10 protein-coding genes are annotated in these 18,213 nt (G+C 38.4%); 2 read left to right on the forward strand and 8 right to left on the reverse strand.

Going from position 1 to position 18,213, the window contains the following annotated elements; all coding sequences use genetic code 11:
• Positions 1 to 20: 20 nt before the first annotated feature.
• From G7Y57_RS14350 to G7Y57_RS14375, 6 genes are all read right to left on the reverse strand, one after another.
• Entirely contained in the window at positions 21 to 3,149 is a 3,129-nt protein-coding gene (locus G7Y57_RS14350) for a GH92 family glycosyl hydrolase (protein ID WP_165025576.1), read from the reverse strand.
• Positions 3,150 to 3,187: 38 nt separating this feature from the next.
• Positions 3,188 to 6,646 (reverse strand): polysaccharide lyase family protein, encoded by a 3,459-nt coding sequence (locus G7Y57_RS14355; RefSeq protein ID WP_255491469.1) that lies wholly within the window; start codon positions 6,644 to 6,646, stop codon positions 3,188 to 3,190.
• 93 nt (positions 6,647 to 6,739) lie between these two features.
• A complete protein-coding gene (locus G7Y57_RS14360; RefSeq protein WP_165025579.1) occupies positions 6,740 to 9,427 on the reverse strand; it encodes an ROK family protein in 2,688 nt (895 codons plus the stop codon).
• A 191-nt stretch (positions 9,428 to 9,618) separates the two neighbouring features.
• Positions 9,619 to 11,301: a PNGase F N-terminal domain-containing protein gene (locus G7Y57_RS14365; RefSeq protein WP_255491470.1), complete on the reverse strand. Its 1,683-nt coding sequence runs from the start codon at positions 11,299 to 11,301 to the stop codon at positions 9,619 to 9,621.
• Positions 11,302 to 11,305: 4 nt separating this feature from the next.
• Positions 11,306 to 12,430 (reverse strand): Gfo/Idh/MocA family protein, encoded by a 1,125-nt coding sequence (locus G7Y57_RS14370; protein ID WP_165025582.1) that lies wholly within the window; start codon positions 12,428 to 12,430, stop codon positions 11,306 to 11,308.
• A gap of 17 nt (positions 12,431 to 12,447) precedes the next feature.
• A complete protein-coding gene (locus tag G7Y57_RS14375; RefSeq protein ID WP_165025584.1) occupies positions 12,448 to 14,619 on the reverse strand; it encodes a helix-turn-helix domain-containing protein in 2,172 nt (723 codons plus the stop codon).
• Positions 14,620 to 14,884: 265 nt separating this feature from the next.
• Between G7Y57_RS14375 and G7Y57_RS14380 the strand changes: the two genes are divergently transcribed.
• Entirely contained in the window at positions 14,885 to 15,430 is a 546-nt protein-coding gene (locus G7Y57_RS14380) for a TetR/AcrR family transcriptional regulator (protein ID WP_165025586.1), read from the forward strand.
• Positions 15,431 to 15,511: 81 nt separating this feature from the next.
• Positions 15,512 to 16,486 (forward strand): ketoacyl-ACP synthase III, encoded by a 975-nt coding sequence (locus G7Y57_RS14385; RefSeq protein WP_165025588.1) that lies wholly within the window; start codon positions 15,512 to 15,514, stop codon positions 16,484 to 16,486.
• A gap of 198 nt (positions 16,487 to 16,684) precedes the next feature.
• Here G7Y57_RS14385 and G7Y57_RS14390 read toward each other — a convergent pair whose 3' ends face one another.
• The gene (locus G7Y57_RS14390) at positions 16,685 to 17,824 is read right to left on the reverse strand and encodes an acyltransferase (RefSeq protein ID WP_165025590.1); all 1,140 of its coding nucleotides are present in this window, start codon (positions 17,822 to 17,824) and stop codon (positions 16,685 to 16,687) included.
• A 53-nt stretch (positions 17,825 to 17,877) separates the two neighbouring features.
• Complete coding sequence (locus G7Y57_RS17905; protein ID WP_221412138.1) at positions 17,878 to 18,114, reverse strand: hypothetical protein; 237 nt, start codon at positions 18,112 to 18,114, stop codon at positions 17,878 to 17,880.
• Positions 18,115 to 18,213: the final 99 nt, after the last annotated feature.

Consider the following 18,213-nt stretch of genomic DNA (forward strand, 5'->3'; position numbering starts at 1 on the left):
ATTTTAATCTTATTATTAGATTATTTAGCTATTCCCCAATTCTTATTCGGCTCTGCTCCCATTTGTAATTCGAGAATACCACCATTCAATAAATCCTTTGCAGGAAATTTGAATGAATTTAATGTCTCGCCATTCAGTTTGGCAGATTGGATATACTTATTGTTGCGTGAAGCATCTTTTGCTTTTATTACAAACTGTTTTCCACGTCCAAATCTTTCACCCAGATCAATTACTGTTTCTTCGAATAATGGGCTGGCTATTTCATATACAGGCTCTACGTTTGTACCTCCATCTGTTTGGAACAACCCTATTGCAGCCATTATAAACCATGCACTCATCTGACCTTGATCTTCGTCTCCCAAATAAGCATTTGCAAAATCATGCCCATAGTAGCGATCCATTATAGAACGGCTCCATCGCTGTGTTTGCCAAGGTTGATCCACCCAGTTAAACAAGAATGCAAAATGCATAGATTGCTGATTACCTTGCACTACCGGAAAATCCCAATATTGGTCGCCAGGTGCATTGTAGCGCCAAGGCTCACTTGCTTCGAATCCCCAAGTCAAACGATCGATAAAGTTTTTCTTACCAATCATATCGGCCAATGCAGGAACATCTTGCGGCACAAAGAATGTCAACTGCCACGCATTACCTTCTACATAATGATGATTGGCTCCCGATTTGAACGGATCGAAATCTTTCACCCAATTGCCATCACTATTTCGTAAGCGAGCATAGCCTGTTTCAGGATCGATCGCATTACGCCACCAATTACCTCTATCGGCAAATACTTTATAATCGGTATCTTTGCCCAATGCTTTCGCCAATTGTGAAACCGTCCAGTCGTCGAACGAATATTCCAGTGTATTAGAAAAACGTCCTTTGTCGGCAGGCACAAATTTATATTTAAGATAGACTTCCAAATCTCTGTTTCCGGCAAATCCACCGCCTACGCTTTGAGGTAACGTTGTTTGCATTTTCTTCACTGCTTCGAACATCTTCTCTGCATCATAATTGCGGATTCCCATTTGATATGTACTAACCAGCAATGGGATTTCATGCTCACCTACCATTACAGGAATATACTCCATACCCGCAGGACCTTTAGCCAACCAGCCATTAGCATCGTACATCGCCAATTGAGATTTAACCCAACGGGACGACCATTCAGGGGTTACCAGATTCCAAAGTTGATTCAGATTCCAGAATGTATTCCAGAATGCATCACAACCTAAAGCTACAGCATCGGGATCAGTAAACTTTTGTATTTTCTCAGTAGCATCAACCCATCTGCCATCCACATCGCTAAATGTATTGCGGCAATATGCACGGTACATATTTGTGTAGAAACGCATCTTTTCGCGTTGATCGTTACTTTTTACCGATATTCTAGTCAGAAGATCATTCCATACATTACGCTGATTATTACGGACTGCTTCGAAATCCCATCCGAACGGATCGGCAACCTCTTCTTTTAGATTCTTTCTCGCTCCATCTAAATCGACATACGAAATAGCTGTGCGTGATTGGACAACAGGATTGGTATGTGTATCAAATTCTACATATGAACCTACACGCTCAGGATTTTGAGCTATTATTGGTTGGTTTTCGGTTAGATTATCGTTAATCCATCCTCCGAACTTCTTAATATCCTGATCGAATTCGATTACAAAAAATACAATATAATCCTGATCGGCATCTTCAGACCAAACATTTTTAGACTGTTGTTTACTAAATCCTTCTACTTTACGAGGTCCGACCTGACGAATTTCTGCTTCCAGAATATTGAAATTGTATTCGCATGGTATTTGCAGATCAATCATTATACGAGAATCGGTAGCTTTAGGATACGTATAGCGTTGAAAACTACAACGGTTTGTAGCGGTGAGTTCTGCTTTTATTTTAGAATCGATCAGATCGACTTTATAATAACCTACAGGTGCTTCTTCGGTTGTTTTGTCGAATGCCGAACGGTAACCATCGTTTTTCACGAGGCTCGACTGATCTCCTATCTTTGTTTTCAATGGTCCGTTAGTAGGCATTATACCTAATCCGCCCATTGTCCACTCATGAATATGGCTGAATGTACCAATGCTTTCGAATGAAGGATCATACCCTGCTTGCCATCCCGCTTTTTGATTGTCAGGACTTAGCTTCACCATACTAAATGGCATCCATGGACCGGGAGCGATCATCCAACGTGAATGCGCTGTACCCATACGTGTATCTATATAATCGGCAGGAGTTATTGCTCTTTGAGGAGCTCGCTGAACGGTACCACTTTCGATAGGGCGTTTATCTATCAAAACAACGTATTTGCTATCTGTTTTCGATTTAACAGCAGGCATAGGAGCTTCAAGAATGTAGCGCCCTTTCTCCAGTTTTTGTTCTAGAATACTTTTACCATCCAATAGCACACTTACAGTAGGGTTTCCTTCAAGATGTTCTATATCGATCAATAACGGTTGAGCTTTTAAGTCTGCTAATTCATAATCAGCAGTTTTTATACTGCGGATATAAGCCGAGTTATCCACTGCTTGCACTTTTGCATTAGCAGGTCCTTCCAAACGTATATCATCGAATGTCAGCCAAGAACCTTCTAAATTCGTTAGTGTGATTTCATTTCCGCCTTTACGAATAAGATCAGCAGGAAGCGGAATTTCGATCGTATGATTCAGATGTTTATCCGATTTTCCAATCAAAGCCGCTTCACCGTTTCCTTTAGGCAATGCATATTTCCACGATTTACCATTTACCCCTACTCTAAACAATGGCGGTTTTTGGTCACTTGTATCAAGAATATCAATAACCAGTTTCCAATCTCCTTTCGTTGCATTCTCCATTCTAAATAGAATATTTAATACATGGGTACGAATACCGGCTGTACCACTTGTTCCACCCCATTTGTCGTCGGGTCCGGGTAATACGTAAGGCCAGTCTTTAGCCGGAGTCGATTTACCTATAAGGAAAAAACGATCTTCCCAACCGAAATCGTGAGCCAGAAAGTCTTTATAGGCATCGGGCGATAAGGTAAATTCGTTCGAACTACCGTCTTTCACTCCCATTTGCCAAACAACATTCGATTTCTGTGCATAGCACATCTGTATGGTAAATGCGAAAAGAAGTAAACTAAGTTTTATGATTTTCATGATAAATACACATTTAGTACGATTATTCTTATCTGATATTACAGTTTCAATCTGATAAATTTATTTTCAAATGGTTTGAATTTAAATTTTTTCAACCCGCTTTGTTCAATTTCTTCTATTGCATTAACAATAGAAAATGTCAGCGGATTTCCATTGCGATCCAAGATACTAAAATTACTTTCTACTCCATCCAGCTCCCTAACATTTATCAGAATATATCCATCCTCGACAGAAGGTGTAGAAGATGTCATCAAGAAGTTTTCTTTGTTGATATGGAATGCAGAATAGTCTGCCGCCTTACCATTATCTTTACCCACAGGCATCACTCGTGCATATAGTGGAACACGGGAGCTCCAGCCAAACTTAGTCGCTTTGGTATTCGATGTATCGTCAGAAGATGTCAAGTAATAACTCCAGCGGAATTCGCCTTCTTGCGATGCACGGAAATTTGTAGTCCAATAGTTATTCATCACATACGAGAATACATGCGGTTTTTCATATTCTTTTTTATATTGAAACGGTCCGGTTAAAATAGAACCTAATTGAACCAGTGGAACAATATCGCTACCTACTATAAACTGCGCTTTATCATTTCGGGCAGTCACAAAGTTCTGAACAGTGTTCCAACTTGTAGACGTTCCAGTCAATTGATTTTCGCCAGCAGTCAAGATGCCACCCTGCACATCAAATGCCAATTTAGAATTATCCAGTTTGAATGGGAAAGCAACATAAATAGCTGTAGGATCTGTCTCGGGTAGTCTTTTCATTGCATAAGCCAACTCGATACGTTTTGTATTATGGAACAGACGAACTTCAATTTTCACTCCGAATTTTTCTTCACAGCATCCCGATTTACCACTAATATTAATTGTTTGATAAATAGCTCCGTTTGCTCCCATTGTTACGTCACAATTAGTTAACCCATTACGTTTGTAATCAGTCACTACATAGCGCTCCATCTGCTGACGGTTATCGAGTTTCTCGTATATAAATTCACCTAAGCCCCATTCGGAATCAGTATCAACCATTTCCTTATTAAGCTGCTTATCATACAGGCTTACGATAGCTCCTTTATCAGGATCAACAACCAATTTATAAAATTCATTTTCCAATACACCTATTGCAATATCTTCTATAACAGATGGTTTTTTAGCTGCAGATAACTTAGGTGCTACAGTTTTATCTTCTACAATCTCATACGTTTTATAGCCCATCGCAGGAATATTTTCAGCATAAATAGCATAATATGTTCCTTCGTTACGCGAACGAATAGGTTGCGTTTTTAGAGCCTTTCCGTCTTTATCTATCAATTTAAATGGTTTATCGCGAGGAATAACTTCATGATCGATATACATAACAATCATCTCCGAACGCACCCAGCTAAGTGTATTGAAGAACGTAATAGTAGGGTTTTTACCTCTCATCAAATCACCTTGAAGTATACCTCCTGATGTTTCATAAAGCATCTGCGTATTTTTCAAAGCATCCCATACGTAAGCCGATTTTTCGGCCCATTGCACCTGACTATTTTCAGCCATCGGATCGCTAATACTTTCCGCTGCACCAAATGTATGCTCATCATAGAACAGTATATTTTCGTGAATGCGACGAATCTTCTCATGTGTTTGGGCAGGCAATAATAATCCTTTAAGACGAGCCATGGACAATAAGCCTTCGACTGCGATTAAATCAGAATGAGTTTTGCGGGATGCACCTGTTTCTCTGGCTGCCGAACCGAAACCATCCGTCCACCAGTCGGGATATGCAACACGTTGAGTTTCTATTTTATCTTTATAATTTTCTGTTACATAATCCATAAACTCATGTGCTAATGAACTTCTAAGCTTTGGATATGCGTATTTTTCATTCCAATCACGGATCAATCGGCTTTCGACCATCGAAGGAGGCGAATTGTCTGTAAAGTATCCCGAATATTGAACACCGACCGCATCGAACGGGTAATCACGATTATCCAGATTCTGCAAATAATAAAATACACGCGGAGCGATTTTGTCCGCATCGCCATGCTCTATACCAAAAAAATTACCTGTATTGTAGTGATCGGCACGATAGGTATAGATCGGTTTTCCCGATGGTGATTCCCAACGGAATACAGTTGGTTTATCGAATGGGATCAATGCCCTGTGACCATGCTCTCCCATCCATACATATTTCACACCAAGATCGGGAAGATAATCAGCCAGACACCATGCAATACCGTTCACATCGTTTTGCATAGCCGTATATACAGGAATATCGCGTTTCTTAAATTCACGAATAGGCTCTAGGAATGTTTTGAAAGAGTTCTCATCAACAATCTCCGACATATTGAAGAACATTGCCGCAACCTCAATCTGTCCGTTATCTATATATTTCTTTAGCTTATTAATCTGTTCCTGCGGACGATTATGCAAATATTCACGCACAGCCCAAGCGGCTTCGCATGTCCAACGGAATTTAGCATCATCGGGATAATTCTCTGTAAGTTCGCAATACTCGATAGCATAATCTATATAACGGAGATGCTCCGTTAATATTTCTGTTTGAGGCTTGGTATAACCTATATCGGTATGTGTATGCTGAACAAGATACATTGTCCACTTCTTAATAGGTGCTAGTTTAATTGTGGTAGCATCTACAACTTTCGATTTAGATACAATTTCTGCCAACACATTTTTATCAGCAGTTGCTTCCGGAACTGTCGTCTCTAATGTATTTACACCTTTATTCAGTTTGTAGTTAGTAGTAGGGATACCCTCCATTTTGACACTTACAGTCTGAGGTTTATTATCCCAATTAACTACATAGAGTTTCAACGGTTGACGGAGTTCTTTATTCTTACCATATATCAAAGCCGGAATAGCTGTTGTACCAAAAAGAGTAACACTCTTCGTTGGTTTAGCTAAAACGACTGATTTATCGGCTGACAATTCAATATTATCGAAAGCAAGCCAACTACCGTATTCGTTACGGATAACGAGCGTATTATCGCCTTGCTTCAAGACATTAGCAGGGATAGCGACTTCTACAAACAAGTCTTTTGAATTGATCTTCTTATCAAACAAGAAGCCATTATTATTACCTTTGGGTGTCTGAATCTTTACCGAATAACCATTTACATTTACCTCTAACAACGGTGCCAATGTATGGGTTTCTAATATATTAATCCGAAGCTTTGCTGTAGTATTTTCCTGAACTTCTCCGAGACCAAAGCGAATAAAAACCTGATTGGTGTTTCCAGCCCACGAATCGTTAAGACCCGGAAGAAAAAACGGAAAATCCGAATCCTTATTTGTTCCCACTTCATAGATTATTGCTCCATCTTTGTAGGTGGTTGCAAAATCTCTATACTTAGCATCATACAGCGCAAATTCTTGTGCGCTCTTATCATTTTTCCCTATCTGCCAGACAGAACGATAAGCATTTTGTCCCTTAACCTCGTTTACGAAAACGAGGCTAAGGAACAGAATAATACAAAAACTCATTTTATTTCTCATAGTTTTTGATTTAAGGCCAAACAATTAAGGTTGGAAAATCCAATTAATTGCAAGCAAATAATATAATATTAAAAACACTTGTATTACGAATATTTATCGGACCAAAGACATAACCATCATGGCTTTCTCTTTTCCATTATTCTTTATTCTATAGCTTTCTGCAGCAGCAGGGATCACAAATGTTTCGGCATAATTGAAATTATGAACCATTCCATTTTTAGTCTCTATTGTTACAGAATTACCCTCCACCATCATCCATACATGACATTTATTGTTATTTTCCATCGTAATTTCTTCATCAAAAGAATATCGATATATATCGTAAAAATGCTCTGCATGTGTAGGCAGCTTCTCCAGTGTGTAATCTTGTGTTTGCTGTATTATGGTTGGGTGCGATATTAATTCTTCTTCTACTAATTTACCCTTACGCTCGAAATTCACATTCTTCATGCCATGATCGATATTGATAGGACGTGGACGACCATCGAGGTCTAAACGTACCCAATCATACATCTTGAAGGTAAATATATATGGTGCACTGCTTATTTCGAGCACAAAGTTATCTTTTCCCGATGCATGGATTGTTCCGTTAGGGATAAGATATAAGTCATGCTTCTTCGCATCAAATTTCTGAACATATTTCTCGATATCAATCTCCTTAGCTGTTGCTTCACTCGTCTTAAGCGCATTATGAAATTCTTCGGGATCGATATCCTCTTGGAATCCAAGATAAACATGCGGCTCATTTTTGCAATCAAGAATATAATACGTTTCATCCTGAGTGAAAGGCATACCAAATTCTTCTTTTATATACTCGGGTCTTGGATGGCATTGAACAGATAGATTTCCGCCATCGAATGTATCGAGGAAATCGAATCTGATAGGAAAGTCATATTTAAATCTCTCGGCACAGTCACCAAGAACGTCTTTGTAACTATTGAACATAAGGAAGTCGAATGAAACTTCGAGACGGTAACCGTCACTATCGAATAGTAAGCCATTTTCGAGCACCATCAGTTCGAAAGACCATGCCAGATTAGGAACATCTTTATTCAATCCTTCGATTTTCTCCTTCATTAATGATCCGCCCCATGCTCCCGGCTCGAACCAAGGACGAACGCGGAACAGATTTTGCCCCATAGATGATAATCCCTTTCGCAAATCGTCGCCCGACATATATAAATAATCATCCGGACGTTGCTCATCGACAATCAAGTCGATAGATGGCAAAACACTACACTTATGATGATTAAGTACAATCCAATCTGCAAAATAGAAGCGTTTGTACATTATTCTATTGTCTTCCGTTTTATCTGCACCGAGATTGAATGCCTTTCCTGCCCTCATTCTGAATTGTAATTCATTCTTAGGAAGGTCTACATAAATCAAAGGCCCATTCCATCCTGCGAGTGTGGCTCCGCAACCAATAACAATGTTAATATCTGAATCCTTATCAGGTTTTATCTCTTTTAGCTTATCTGCATCAAACCAATCGATCAGACTTTTATCTGTTACCTTACCAAAGATAGAATCCTCTTCGCCCATGTAAGGTTTCAGCATTTCTGCGATATATTCCGGGCTGTGCATCGCAGCCTCAACATGAAACCATGATGCTTTTTTTCCTGCTTCACGGAGCTCTGCATCTATATTTTTCACAAAATCATTCCAAAATACACCGACATAGCCATCTATTACCACAGTTTTATGTAGCATTATCCAAGATGCAAGGCCTTCACTACCTTGTTTTATCTTCCCGTTTCCAATCGGAAATCCCGGATATATATCATATGTACCTTGTGTTGTAGGTGTAGCCTTTTCAGGCATCAAAAATTGTGTTGTCTTTCTTTTCACGTCCGCTTTCTCTTTTATAATATTATCTGTTTGTTGTTTTATAGCCATGGCTGCACCAACAATTGGCGCTTTATCTTCAAGCTGAGCTATTTTAATTTCAATATGTTTAAATCCTTTATTCGCTAAGTTTGTTTTCAATTTATCCAGAAACAGATCTTCTGATTTAGCAATATTCCCTCCAATGATAAGTACATCAGGTTGAAAATCGGAAAACCAAGGAGTCATAAAATCGGCTAAATTATTAGCAAATTCATCGAATATAGCGAGTGCATGTTTATCATTATTACGGGCAGATACTGCAACCTCCTTTACACCTTTCACTTCTATTCCTGACTTCTGATTATAAGCAGAAGCAAACCAACGAGTCGAAAAGCAATCGTCTGCTATTTTATCCCCAAATGGTATATTATATAAATATCCATTCTCGGGAATACCATTACCTGCAACTGTTTGAGGAATACCATCTATTAAAAATGTAGAACCAAAACCTGTACCTAAAGCTAACAATATTGTTTTCTTACTATTCTTGGCAGCACCCGAAAAATATTCACCCAAAGCAAAACCTGTAGCATCGTTGTTGAATATTATCGGTTTACTTTCATCGGGGAAGACCTTCCTGAAAGCTTGCTTTACATTAAGACCAAATATTGATTCAAATTTCTGAACCCCTTCTATTTTAGAAATACCATTTTGATAATCGAATGGACCGGGAATAGCAACTCCGATACCGAGCACTGCTTCTTCGGACACTGTATTTAGCATATCCTGTATAGTTGATTGCCAACCGGAAATAATTTCATCGGCTGTGCCTTTCGAATCTATTCTACGATCATATACATTATCATCCGCAATCTGTCCTGTTATGCTATCAACAAATGCTGCAGAAATATGTGATCCTCCAATATCAAGTCCCAGATAATATTTTCTCATTTCAATAACTAATAAAATACACAATTTATATGTACATACATATATACATTAACAAAGAAAGTAATATTATTCGAAATACCCAAAATATAATTGCATTTTTTAATTAACAAATCAGATCAAAACAAAATAGCCTTGGGTTAGCAGATCAACCCAAGGCTATATTAATAGATTATAAGTTACATATCACATAATCATTTGGCACGATCTCCGACCAAAACTCCGGAAGTGCACCAGTAACTAATGCTCGAACCTGATGGATCTCCCACAGGAATTGCAACTCGAACTTGATGTTCACCTGCTTTCACATTTCCCAAATGAATGAAAACAGGACAACTCACAGCTCCGGGACACCAACCAGAACGGCTCAAGTCGGAAGATGATAAACCATTAGCAAAATTACCGGATGCCGGACTTAGACCACGATAACTTGCGCAATCTTCGCGCCATGGTGTATAAGCCATAGTACGTGTACCATCCATAAATATCTCGTTTAGTTTAGGATTGAACTCATCGCCACCACTCCAGCCACCATGCCCTGTCGAGATATAGCGGATATAAGCTTTCTCTAAATCGACATCGGTTCTGAAATTAACTGTAAGAGAATCATCCCTAAACATCCCGCCGGGATATGCCTGACCTCCCATCTCCAATATATTAACGGTTGTAAAAAGAGGATAAATCTCTTTCTCTGCTTCTCCTTTGCCTATAGGATAATATTTTATTTTTAAAGACACATTATGTCCGTTTTCCGAATAATTACCAATCCATGCACCAACCCATACTTCACCTTTCAATTGCTTGGCATAATCCGTAACTTCTTGTTTAAAAACAATTGAATCGGGCCAATTAAAATCGGCAACTTCTATATGATTAAAACCTCTTACACCGAATGAGGTATAAAACCGCATTAATTCGAGAGGAGGAAAATAATCCGATGTAGCAACCATTCCTTCATAGGTATCACCATGCTTATCTGCATACTTAGGCAATGCGTCTTTCCCTTTCAGCAAACCATCTAAAAATGATTGTTTGCGATCAGTCGGAATCACGAATACTGTACCCGTACGGTCATAAGCATCACCTTCGGAATGTTGTGCCAGTTCTGTAAGGATGGAGTAGGCAGAATTATCTTCGGGTAATTTTACCTTTTTCAATACAATAGACCCATTGGCAAATTGCATTACTTCTGTATCATTTAATACCTGAAGTTTAGGAATATCTCTAAAATAAATACTTTGGTTATTAAACACATCAACCGATATAACCCCACTTTGCTGTATCTTATAATTGAATGCAGATGCTTTCAGGTCTTCCCCTTCTAATACAGGCAGCAAGCTTATTTCATTTTTAAGTAATTCTACCTTAGATGCTTTTTCAATACTTTGACCATTACGAACGACCTTTAGCACCACACCGTCGGGAATAGCAACCCCCGGTTGCATAGAGCCTTTAACCCCTAATTCGGTAGTATACCATACTTCCAATGTATTCGAATTGATAATGGTCTTTACTTTTTTACAATTATAGCCTGCAATCACTTCGGTTTCAGACTGGGGTGTCAACTTATCATTCAAAACAAAGGTGCGGGTTGTAAATATCTCCTCACCATTCAGTTGGGCGACCTTAATCTCTTTATTCAAATTGAAATCGAGATAAGCCTGCTGAACAGGCGTATTTGCATTCCTGCGTCCCCCTTGAGTTAATATTTTCGCAACATTATTAGATATTTCCATCACAGTATGAAAGGAGGTATCTATCTGATTGTTGAAACTTCTCTCATAAGTAATGCGTACAGTTTTAAAATCTTTTTTAAATACTGCCTGCATATACGACACAAGGCAGAATAGTAGAGCCAAAAATATACTTCTTTTCATCAGTTTAATATTCTTTATTTGGTTTTAAATTTACTATAGTTCCTGTTTTGGCACTTTCACGTGCGGCATCCAATATTTCAACGACAATCAGGTTATTCTCCAGTGACGACAAATCATATGCACTAACCTTTACATCTCCTCTAATTACTGCTGCAAAATATTGAAAAGGGTCATTGTATGGTGCCGGCAAGGCTGGTAGTTTTTCAGAAGTTACTTTTCCCTTAGACAAACGATATGAGATATTATCAGCATCGAGAGCCTTCACATATCCTGTCGCCCCATACACTTCCATATCTTTACGACCAAAAGGCCAATTCCACGAACCTTGTATAATTGCCTGTGATTTTGGGTACGCAACAACAATAGTCGCTTCGTCATCCACCTTCGGATAAATATCCGGTTTTATCTGTTGTAGTGTAGCCGATACAGAAAGAGGACGCTCGTTTTTCATCAACCATGTCATAAGGTTAGCGCCATAGCAACCAAAGTCCACCACTGCACCTCCACCATTCAAGACAGGATCGGTCAGCCAATCGAGAAACTCTATATTACAACCAATTTCTTTAGGTCCTTCGTGCCCATCACAAATAATTACTTTGCGAATATCACCAACCGCATGTTGCTTATTAACCATATCATAAACCTTATGATTGCTTGCATACCATGTAGTTTCATAATTTGTCAGTACTGCTGTTTTGTATTTATCAGACAGTTTAGCCATTTTTTCGGCGTGTTCCATATTAACAGCCAAAGGCTTTTCGACCATAACGGGAATACCTTTTGGCAAACATGCTTCTACTGTACTTAAGTGCTCATAAATAGAATTGAATGCCATTACACCTTCGGGCTTAGTTTTTGCAATCATTTCTTCAACACTGCTATAAACAATACTCATATCGAAACCGTATTGTTTAGAATATCGCTGAGCCAAATCCAGATTACTTTCGGCAATACCTACTATTTGTACAGGAGCATTCACCTTATTTATATTCTGTAGAAGACCATGCACATGTGCATGAGTTAAGCCATCTATACCTATATGGACTGGCTTATTTTGAGCGGAAGTAGAAATTGAAATAACACCTATTAAGAAGACGAGAGAGAATAATTTTTGAAGTATTTTTTTCATGGCAAATATATTTTCGGTTATTTTAGCGCATTGTTATTCAAAAATTTAAGATAGTTCAACATCGCTTTTATATCGAAATAAGAATATTCTTTAGGCAAACTTTCTTTTATCGGACCAAGTGGTGAATTTAAAGAAAACTCTTTTAATCGAGGCTCTAAATATTGTTTTTTTTCTTCCGAAATCAATTGAGTAATTTCGACCTCTCCTGTCAGGATAAAACTAACCAGATGATTTTCTATAGTCACAACTGTCAGATTACGTTCCGCAGCAATGTCTTTTATCGATTTACCATCAATAAACATGGACAAAGTTAAGCGTTGGCTATCCCCTTTCTGTGGTTTTGTTTTCGATTCTTTCTCCGGTAATTTGGGGGCTTCTGGTAATTCCAATTTAGGAAATACAAGATCAGCCGTCAGATTAATATCGCCATAATAGACATTCTCGAGTTTTGTAAGAAAGTTTGTTATAGTTATCTGAATATCTGTTGCCTTACGCAAGTACAGCTTCACTTTAGAAGCATTCTTTAGTCCGCTTAAATGTTCTTCGAGAGGAAGAATTATTTTGTTCTGTATATCATTATGGAAATAAAGTACTGCCTTCTGAACACGGTCTTTCAATCTGGTTACATCAGGATTCGGCATAGACAGCATCTGATCTAACTCTTTACGAAAGTTACGGGCTATATCTTCCTGTTCTATCACTTTATTGCACAATTGTGATATCATAGTCCGCACTTCCTCCTGATTCGGAATCTTCTTTTCTGATGCCAATTCGTAAAATGCCCGAAGGCTTCGCACCATGGGCGACCAGTCGAATGTTTTCTTTAGTCGTTGAGCTGTGTATCGAGGTTTTTCGTCATCAAGAATACTTTCCAAGAAGTCGAGATTTTTCTCCTCATTAGTAAAAGCTAGAGCCTCTTTGTCTGTTTGAATACTACTGCTCGTAATACGCGAATAAAACACAATGCCATCAAGAGTAGTACAGCGGCTGAGAGCCACATACACCTGTCCTGCGGCAAAGGCTTGCCCTGCATCTATTACGACCCGATCGAAAGTCAATCCCTGACTCTTATGTATGGTAATCGCCCATGCCAGACGAATTGGATATTGAGAAAATGCACCCAGCTCCTCTTCCTCTATTTCACCCGACTCGTTATTGAGCGAGTAACGGACGTTGCGCCATGTTTCTTGCTCCAGTTCCATTTCGGAGTCGTCATTGAAACGAACGAATATTTTATCTTTCGCCAGATAACTAACAGTCGCCAGTTTACCATTGTAATAACGTCTGCTTTCTCCTGCATCGTTACGTATGAACATTATTTGTGCACCGAGTTTCAGGGTAAGATTCATTTCTGCCGGAAAAGCATTTTCTGCAAAATCGCCACTCACGTGCCCTTTAAAAACGAAAGTCTCATCGGTTAAGCGGGCTAATTCTTCATTATTTATCTTATCGGCTTTATAATTATGGGTACAAAGCGTAACGTATTTATCATCTTCCGACGGTCTGAAAGTCGGATTGTAGCGTTGATTGAGAATATCTAAATCCTGACTGGTAGTACAGTTGTTGCGAATACGGTTCAATATACCGATAAATTGCTGATCGCTCTGTCTGTATATCGTTTTCAGTTCGATATACAAAGGCATATTATCGTTCAGCACCTGTGCATGAAAGAAAAACGGAGAGGCATAGTATTCTTTCAACTGTTCCCATTCAGCTTGTTGAACAACGGGCGGTAATTGAAACATATCGCCGATAAATAACATTTGTACCCCACCAAAAGGCTCCTGACGATTTCGATAGCGGCGTAATAAATGATCTATTGCATCCAGCATATCGGCACGGAGCATACTCACTTCGTCGATGATAAGCAAATCGAGCTCGCGCAACATCTCAATTTTCGACTTTCGCAATTTGAAATGATATTCGAGTTTCTTTTTCCCTTCGAAGTTTGGTATAAATGGCTCGAAAGGGAGTTGTAACAGAGAATGTAATGTCACCCCTCCTGCATTAATTGCAGCGACTCCCGTAGGTGCGGCCACAATTACATTTTTATCTACATTCTTGCGAATATGATGGAGAAAGGTGGTCTTCCCTGTACCAGCTTTACCTGTCAGAAAAACAGATTGCGAAGTATTGCTAACAATATCGGCTGCGAGTGTGAATATTTTGTTCGGTGTGTCAAATTCCATTTTGCTCTTTTCTTTCTACAAAATTAGCCAAAAAATACAAGATTAAGGTCACAGACCTGTTTATTATCCATCCATGCACGCAGCCCTGTTTAATCTCCACAAGGAAAACCTCTTACTTAGGTCGATCGGAGGAGCTAAACATACGACATTCAATATGTTATTTTACTAAGATATAACTTTTCTGCAAATTAAAGAGGCAGATTGCAGGTATAATTATTACCATAAATTATACTTACTACTAAGTAAATAATTATATATTTGCAGAATGAAAGATACCAGAAGCGAAATAGTACGCCTAGCAAGTGAGTTGATACGATCTGTCGGTTACAATGCCTTTAGCTATACAGATATATCGAAGCAACTCAATATAAAGAATGCCGCTATACACTATTACTTTCCTGCAAAATCAGACCTTGGTATCGAAGTCATCAGACAGAACTCATCCTACTTCACCAAAAGAATAGAACGGTGGAAAAACTTAAGTAACAGGCAACAGTACGTAAATTACATTACGATGCACGATGGTTTTATAGATACTTACTGGACATGCATTGTCGGCTCGCTCGCACCCGCTTACGATACTCTCCCCGAAAATATGCAAAAAGAATTGCAGAAATTAGTCGATCTCATTATCGATTGGCTGACAGATATATTAACGAAAGGGAAAGAGAATGGAGAGCTTATTTTCAGTGAGCCTCCCAGAACAAAAGCCTATATGATTCATTCAGCTTTGCTTTCGTCCCTACTCATGAATAAGGTTTTGAGAAACGATGTATATAAATCTATACAGGAAGGCTTATTAAATATCTAAAAAAATTTACACCGAACACTTACTTACTGGTAAGTATATTTCAACTGAATCATTAATTATATTAACCAATTTATCATAAAAATGAACGCAACAATAACTTCAATCGGTATTTATCATCCCGAAAAAGAAATACTCAATTCTTATTTCGAAAGCTATCTCGAGACATCCGATAAATGGATAAAAGAAAGAACAGGAATCGAGAGACGATTTTATTCAGCCCCGAACGAATATACAAGCGATATGTGTGTAAAAGCTGCACAGAGCCTGTCTCAAAACTACAACAAAGACTTGAGTGATATCGATTTCGTTATCGTGGCCACAAGCACTCCCGATCAGGCTATGCCAAGTGTAGCGAGCCAAGTACAATCACGATTGAAAATCCCACATGCCGGAACTATTGATATTTCGAGCGCATGTGCCGGATTTGTGAATGGAATTATTCTGGCTAAGGGATTAATTGCTTCGGGAACACATAAAAAAATTCTGGTATTCGGTGCAGATACTTTATCTAAAGTAACCGATTTCACCGACAGATCGACATGTATCCTTTTCGGGGATGCAGCAGGGGCAGTTATAGTAGAGGCGTCGGACGAGAATTACCTGTTTAATACAATAACAGGAACAGATGGCGATTATGGAAAAGATTTATATCTGGCGAATCAGGAAGCCCCAATCAGCGGTACGGATATAATTGCAAATAACAAACTCCATCAAAACGGGCGCGTTGTCTACAAATGGGCTATACAAACCCTTAGCAATGGGGTGAAAGAATTGGCGGAAAAGAATAATACAACATTAACCGATGTAGATTACCTGATTCCGCATAGTGCAAATTACCGATTGCTGGAAGCCGTTTTCAGCGAACTTAACGTTTCTATGTATAAGTGCTTAGATAGTGTGAGATTGTATGGAAATACATCTGCCGCATCGATCCCGTTAGCATGGTACAATGGAATAAGGGATGGCAAGGTTAAGCTAAATGATAAATTGATGCTTGTTGGCTTTGGCGGTGGCTTCACCTATGCAGGAATTTATATACAGAATAATATAAAATAATTACTGATGCACGATGCCATACTGATAGACTAAGACTCTACCTAATCACTTTTTGTCATCCCGAGACGTAGTGAGGGATCTGCCCATTCTAGAATAAGGAGTAACCAAGATCCCTCACTACGTCTCGGGATGACAGAGGGTAGTTTAATAATTAAAATAAACTCTATACATTATTTTAATCAATATGCAAGCACTATATTATGCTATAAAACGGCGCGTCAACTTGAAGCATGCCATTGCACGAACGACCAGATAACTGATAAGGAAAGATGAACATGCCATACCAATAATTCGTACAAATGCAGGTAATGAATGTACCATCTCGAACAAATCATACGCTACTTGTACAAAAACAAAGTGGCACAGATATACACCGAATGTGAGTGACGCCACACGCGATAATCGGGAAGAAGACGGAACTTTTATTTTTTGCACAATGACAAACACAGGGAATGTCATCATAAAGACATTAATACCGGTGAAATACCATACGATTTCGAGATTTGCATAATTGCCCGGAAAATATTTCTGAGTCTGGATAAAGCCCAAAAATGTAATCAGAAAGCCAATCAAAAACATAGGAATCGTAATACTTAATGTTTTTTTCCAACTCCAGCTAATGGGATGTTTAACAAGATAATAGGCTAAAACTAAATAACCGATAAATCCCGAAACATAATAAAAAGTACCATAATCGTTCCAATCGCAAATACCGAGAAGCCCCATGTTACCAAAATTCCCCGTATAGCCTAAGAATGGGGCAACCATTTTCAGGTATGGAAGTACTAACGAGATTCCCCAGACAAACAGAAAGAGTTTTATTTCTTTTTTAGTTGCCTGCTGTAACCATACCCCAAGAATCGGAATAACCAGATAAAGCCCTATTAACATATAAAGATACCACAGGGGGATAGTATCAAAATTAAAATTGAAAATAAAAGTATATAGTTTGCTTAATGTAGCTTTTAGTGTATAACCATCCATCATAATACTCGGATTGGCAGTAGACGGATTGATAAAATTTAAATAAATAAAAAACAGGATAGGTAAAACTATCGACCAAAAAATAAGAGGCACAACAATACGCCCGATACGTTTTTTATAAAAATCGAGCATACCTATACGCACAGGGAAAAGCAAGACACCTGTCATCATTACAAATAAGGGTACGCAACAGCGAACAAGGCTGCCAATGGAAACACCAGTCAGAAAAGAATTACGATCTGTTTCGAATTGAGCCACGAAGGGGTCACAACAATGAGATAAAACGACCAGAAAACAGGCAATAATACGCAATAGGTCTATCCAACCTATACTTTCTCTCTTTTTAATTTCCATACTATTAGTAAATGATTAACTATATGCAAAAGAAACAACCAACCAGTACTTTGCTAATCAATGTATATATCGGATACTTTTGCATAACTAATTTCAATATCTGCCTCAACCCAAATTCTATCTTCAAAATCATACAGCTTAGTCGATAGATTTACTTGAAAAGAGTTCTCATCAATCCTCGAAGCTGAATTAATTACTCCATACTCTGAATGATAATCAGGATTATTATCTATAACTTCTATTTCATTATTAGGTTTAAGATTGTATAATATAATTGAAAAGTAGTCCACTTAGTAATTGAAAAGTATACCACTAAGTGTCTCGGATGAGATTGGCTAAAGATATTTATTCTTCATCAGGTTGTAACATTTTTTTAGTTTCTTTAACTC

Source organism: Dysgonomonas sp. ZJ279 (assembly GCF_011039205.1).
Lineage (GTDB): Bacteria > Bacteroidota > Bacteroidia > Bacteroidales > Dysgonomonadaceae > Dysgonomonas.

Excerpts from the sequence above, each read along its gene's own strand:
- G7Y57_RS14375 (WP_165025584.1), bottom strand. The coding sequence starts at position 14,619 with ATGGAATTTGACACACCGAACAAAATATTCACACTCGCAGCCGATATT.
- G7Y57_RS14385 (WP_165025588.1), top strand. The coding sequence starts at position 15,512 with ATGAACGCAACAATAACTTCAATCGGTATTTATCATCCCGAAAAAGAA.
- G7Y57_RS14365 (WP_255491470.1), bottom strand. The coding sequence starts at position 11,301 with ATGAAAAGAAGTATATTTTTGGCTCTACTATTCTGCCTTGTGTCGTAT.
- G7Y57_RS14350 (WP_165025576.1), bottom strand. The coding sequence starts at position 3,149 with ATGAAAATCATAAAACTTAGTTTACTTCTTTTCGCATTTACCATACAG.
- G7Y57_RS14355 (WP_255491469.1), bottom strand. The coding sequence starts at position 6,646 with ATGAGAAATAAAATGAGTTTTTGTATTATTCTGTTCCTTAGCCTCGTT.
- G7Y57_RS14380 (WP_165025586.1), top strand. The coding sequence starts at position 14,885 with ATGAAAGATACCAGAAGCGAAATAGTACGCCTAGCAAGTGAGTTGATA.
- G7Y57_RS14360 (WP_165025579.1), bottom strand. The coding sequence starts at position 9,427 with ATGAGAAAATATTATCTGGGACTTGATATTGGAGGATCACATATTTCT.
- G7Y57_RS14390 (WP_165025590.1), bottom strand. The coding sequence starts at position 17,824 with ATGGAAATTAAAAAGAGAGAAAGTATAGGTTGGATAGACCTATTGCGT.
- G7Y57_RS14370 (WP_165025582.1), bottom strand. The coding sequence starts at position 12,430 with ATGAAAAAAATACTTCAAAAATTATTCTCTCTCGTCTTCTTAATAGGT.